This is a genomic window from Intestinibacter sp. (assembly GCF_051866655.1).
Classification (GTDB): Bacteria; Bacillota; Clostridia; order Peptostreptococcales; family Peptostreptococcaceae; genus Intestinibacter.
Genome location: NZ_JBJDXL010000462.1, coordinates 1 through 2619, shown reverse-complemented (window position 1 = coordinate 2619; position 2619 = coordinate 1). Strand labels below are relative to the sequence as shown.

Here is a 2619-nt window from a genome sequence, read left to right as displayed (position 1 = left end):
ATCTCCCTTATGCATATCGATTATATGCTTAGTTATTGTCAGTCCAAGTCCACTACCACCTTTAACCTCTGTGTTTTCATCTACTATTTGGTTGAACCTATCAAATATAGCTTTGTAGTATTTTTCGTCTATACCTATACCTGTGTCTTCTACTGATATTTTCACTTTATCATCTAAATCCTCGATATTGACTTTTATAGTTCCTCCTTTTGGAGTGAATTTTGATGCATTACTCAAGAGATTTACGATACATCTCTCAATTTCATACCTGTCGCATTTTATAATTTTTTCTTCTGTATCTGTATCTATAATTAAGTTTATTCCATTTGATTCTATTGCCTCTTTTAGGGATAGTGCTGTTTCCTCAACTAAATAGACTATATTTTCTTCCTTCACATTTATTTTGTATTTTCCATTTTCAATTTTAGTCGTGTCTATTATATTGTTTATTAGATTTAGTAGTCTCTTGATATTCTTATTCATAACCTGCATGTATTCTTCTAGCTTCTCCTTTGGCACACCCCTATGAGATTTATTTAAATTTGTAATCAACTGTTCTACTGAGCTTATTACATTTAATGGAGTCCTCAATTCATGGGACAAGTTTATAAAATAATTATTTTTATTTCTCTCTACTTCTATTATTTTATTTAGAAGCTGATTGCTCGTTTGCATTTGCTTACTAAGCGCTCTAGTTCTTATTTCTACGAGATAATCTAATCTCTTTACCTTTTTAGTATGGATATAAATCATAAGCAAAATTATAAAAATGTACACTACAATTGCTTCCTTGCTTTTCCATATAGGAGGTTTTATTGTAAAACTTACTTTGCTCTCTTTTCCCATGTTTCCATTTTGACTTCTAGCTTTTATTTTGAATGTATATCTACCAGGAGATAATTTATTAAATATAATTTCATTTCCATTAACCTGAACCCATTCCTCTATCAATCCTTCTAGCTTATAATAAAACTTCAAATTATTATTAGTTTTATACTCTGGGAAAAAATATTTTATCCTAAAAAAATTCTCATTGTACTCAAACTTCATTCCATCTATATTTTTATATTTTTCTCCATTTACATCAAAATTCTCAAATATAACCTTTGGCTCATAAGAAGAATTCAAAATATCCTCTGGTTTGAAAATATTCAAGCCCTTTATTCCTCCAAATACGAACTCACCTTCTTTAGTTTTATAATGTGATTTTTCATTAAATTCATTACTTTGCAAACCATCTGTACTACTTAAATTATTAAATTTACATGTTTTTAAATCGAACTTAGAAATTCCGTTGTTGGTGCTCACCCAAGGATTTCCATCATTATCTATTAATAATCCATAAATCGTATTATTTGACAATCCATCTTCATCCGTGTACCTTGTAAATATCTCTCTAGACTTATTAAATTTAACTAATCCTTCACTCGTCCCTATCCACAATATATCGTTATATTCAGATATACATTTTATATTAGCTATTTCCTCATAATCAGAGGATTTGTAAACCTTAATAAATTTATCGTCAATATTTATTTTTATCAAAGACCCTGCTACAAAATTGCCAAGCCAGTATAAACCATCTTTATCTTGATAAATCTCTTGTATGCAGTTGTCTGTCACACCTGCTCTTTCTAAATAGTCCGTAATATCTATAATCTCATCGTTTTTAATATCTAAAATATTTAAACCATCTTGAGTCCCTATCCACAAATATCCATCGCTAAATAATAAACTCTTTATATTGTTATTCGTCAAACCCTCGTTCACAGTATATTTTTTTATTTTCATAGTATTTCTATCTATTTGATTAAGTCCATAATTAGTACCAACCCATACAGTATCTTCATGCCCTTCTATAACTCTTACTGAATTATTGGTCAATTTATAATCGCCTTCTCCTCCATAAATCGCCTTGTATTTATCGTTTTTTCTATCGATTATATTCAATCCTTCATCTCTCGTTCCTACCCATAAATTCCCATCTACATCCTCATAAACTCCATGTATTACATTGTCAGTTAAGGAATTTTTATCGATGGGATCGCTCTTATAGTGTATTATCTTATTATTAGGATCAAACAAACTTATACCTGTATATGTACCTACCCATATCAATCCATGGCTATCCTCCATAAGGCTGTATACACTGTTGTTTATGAGACTATTTTCATCATAGCTTTTATTTTGATATGAGTAAAATTTATCGTCCCCTAAGTACTTGCAGATACCTTTCTCTGTACCTATCCAAATAGTCCCATTTCTATCCTGTATCATGCTGTTAGTCGTATTGGACGGTATAGAAAATTCATCATCTTCATTATGGTAATAATCAATTACCTCATTCGTTCCATTTTCATTTATGATTATTTTTTTTAATCCGTTGTTTTTTGTAGATACCCAAATACTATTTTCGTCATCGATTAAAATCGAATTAATCCCATCATTTTCTATAGAATCCTTTGAAATATATTTTGTCTCCTCTAAAGTATTTTTATTTAATCTGATTAGGCTTTTATTTGTACCTACCCATATATTTTGAAAATTATCTTCCTTTATAACCACTATATCTTCTTCATTAAAAATACTCTTTTTGTCTAAAATTTCATCTAAATCACC

Annotated in this window: 1 protein-coding gene; it reads right to left on the bottom strand. The window is 29.4% G+C overall.

The features are described 5' to 3' along the window. Nucleotides 1-2619 (bottom strand): ligand-binding sensor domain-containing protein (locus ACI3VO_RS13815; protein WP_439758475.1); only part of this gene is annotated, 2619 nt, incomplete at both ends.